This window comes from Arenibacter nanhaiticus, assembly GCF_900141935.1.
Lineage (GTDB): Bacteria > Bacteroidota > Bacteroidia > Flavobacteriales > Flavobacteriaceae > Arenibacter > Arenibacter nanhaiticus.
The window spans coordinates 1-2,319 of the sequence record NZ_FQYX01000072.1 but is presented as its reverse complement, the minus strand read 5'-3'; the positions used below and the strand labels follow the sequence as shown (position 1 = coordinate 2,319).

At 34.1% G+C, this 2,319-nt stretch carries 2 protein-coding genes; both read left to right on the top strand.

Annotation, left to right across the window (positions count from 1 at the left end; all coding sequences use genetic code 11):
• The first annotated feature begins 406 nt into the window (after positions 1–406).
• On the top strand, positions 407–1,234 hold the full coding sequence (locus BUA16_RS18105) for an AraC family transcriptional regulator (RefSeq protein ID WP_245795607.1): 828 nt from the start codon (positions 407–409) through the stop codon (positions 1,232–1,234).
• Between the two features lie 254 nt (positions 1,235–1,488).
• Positions 1,489–2,202, top strand: a complete 714-nt coding sequence (locus tag BUA16_RS18100; protein ID WP_072766108.1) for a pirin family protein — start codon at positions 1,489–1,491, stop codon at positions 2,200–2,202.
• The last annotated feature ends 117 nt before the right edge of the window (positions 2,203–2,319 follow it).

Below are 2,319 nucleotides of genomic sequence, written 5' to 3'. Positions count from 1 at the left end.
AAAAACAATTACCCATGAGTACTGTTTGGCGGTTATCATGTAATAAAGCTATCGAGTTATGCTATATAACATGATAACTGAACATTGCTCCGCAAGGTCGGGAGACTTTGCGGAGCAGCTATCCTATATATAGGACAGTTTAAAAAGACAGCACAACAACCATTAAATGGAAGCTATTCACAAAAGCAGCTCCAAACAATCCGCCAACAGAACATACTATCCGAAACCAAAAAAGAAAGTGAAAATTGGCCAATAGGATCAAAAGAAATATTGCTAAATTTGATCTGAAACCAAAGGCCGAAAATCATCTATTTTACTGATAATAATCATATTACATTTATACTTGGTTGAATTTAAAATGAACATCGTCAAAACATATCAAAAAGTAAATTCTAAAAAGAAAAACGTGAGTTTTGGAATATCTAAAATGGAAGATATTTATAAAAAACGAAACGGTAAAGTTGACGAACCACACAGACATCACTATTTTACGGTTTTGATTATCAATAAGGCCAAGGGACTGCATAAAATAGACTTTAATACGTACGAGTTATCAAACAGACAAATTTTCTTTGTTGCCCCTGGGCAGGTACACCAAGTAATTGAAACAGAAAAATCTATTGGCTTTGCAATGGTTTTTTCCAATCAGTTTTTAGTAGAAAATTCCATTCCTTTATCGTTTATTGATAGCCTGAACCTCTTTCAAAATTATGGACAAAGTCCACCATTAACACCTATTAAAGAGCAATTTGATACTATAGAAAATTTTACGAAACACATTTTTAGATTATTCCACAGTGATGTTAATATGAAGAGTTTGTCTATCGGTGCATTTTTAAAACTTCTGCTTATAGAGTGTAATAATATATGTGCTATCAACCCTATCGAATCGGATATAGATAATTCTGGGGACAATTTAGTTAGAGCTTTTAAAAAAGGTGTTGAAGACCATTATAAAAAAGAACATTCTACTACTTTTTATGCAAATAAGCTTCATATTACCCCGGACCATTTAAACCGAACGGTAAAGGCTAAAATTGGCAAAACTGCCAAAGACTATATTCAGGCAAGAATAATAACCGAAGCCAAAAGACTGCTCTATTTTACCGATTTATCAAATAAAGAAATTGGGTATGCCTTAGGTTTTAATGAACCTGCCAATTTTAGTGCATTTTTCAAAAAAAACACTCAATTATCTCCTTCAAGCTTCAAGAAAAACGAGATTAAGCATTAATATCGGATTTTCATAAGTTCCCTCCCTCTTTTCATATTCTACAATTTTCTAAACAGTCCCATCTTTGTTCCATACTTTAAAGCAAAGAATATGGGTCGTAAAAAAAGTATTAAGAATGCCCTTTTAACAGGTGTTATAGGTGCCTTAGTCCGCAAATACTAAAAGCAACCAATAACAAGTCCATAAAATTTACCTACAATTCATTGATGCAACAACTAGGATTTAATCATTTACCCAATAAAAACATATATACTATGAATACAGTACTTCACAAAGCAGAAACAAGAGGAAACGCAAGTCACGGTTGGTTAAACTCTCACCACACCTTTAGTTTCGCCAATTATCACAACCCAGAAAGAATGAATTTTGGTGTACTACGTGTATTAAATGACGACAGCGTACAAGCAGGAATGGGTTTTGGCACGCATCCACACGACAATATGGAAATCATATCAATTCCACTTGAAGGCGATTTAGAGCATAAAGATAGCATGGGCAACGTGGCGGTGATTAAAGAAGGAGATGTACAAGTATTGAGTGCAGGAACCGGAATTACCCATTCGGAATACAACAAAAACAAAGACAAGGAAGTTAAGTTTCTTCAGATTTGGGTATTTCCGAAAGAGCGAAATGTAACGCCACGCTACGATCAAGTTTCTATTAGAGATATCGCAAAGGACAATGAATTTTATCAAGTGCTTTCCCCTAACAAAGACGACCAAGGGGTTTGGATAAATCAAGACGCTTGGTTTCATATAGGGAAATTCACAAAAGGAAAATCTGATACGTACAACATCAAAAAAAAAGGCAATGGCGTTTATGCTTTTATTCTTGAGGGTGAAGTAGAAATTAATAATGAAAAACTATCCAAGAGAGATGGAATGGGAATTTGGAACACGGACGCCATTCATGTACAAGCAACAGAAAATGCTCGTGTACTATTAATGGAAGTACCCATGACCATGTGATAAACCGCATTCCAACAATTTTGGGACTGTAAATTATTTTGTGTTTTGCTCTGAGTTAGTCGAAAAATGATTTTGAAGTTCATAGGCAAAAAATTTATTTTTAAATTTTTATTATAT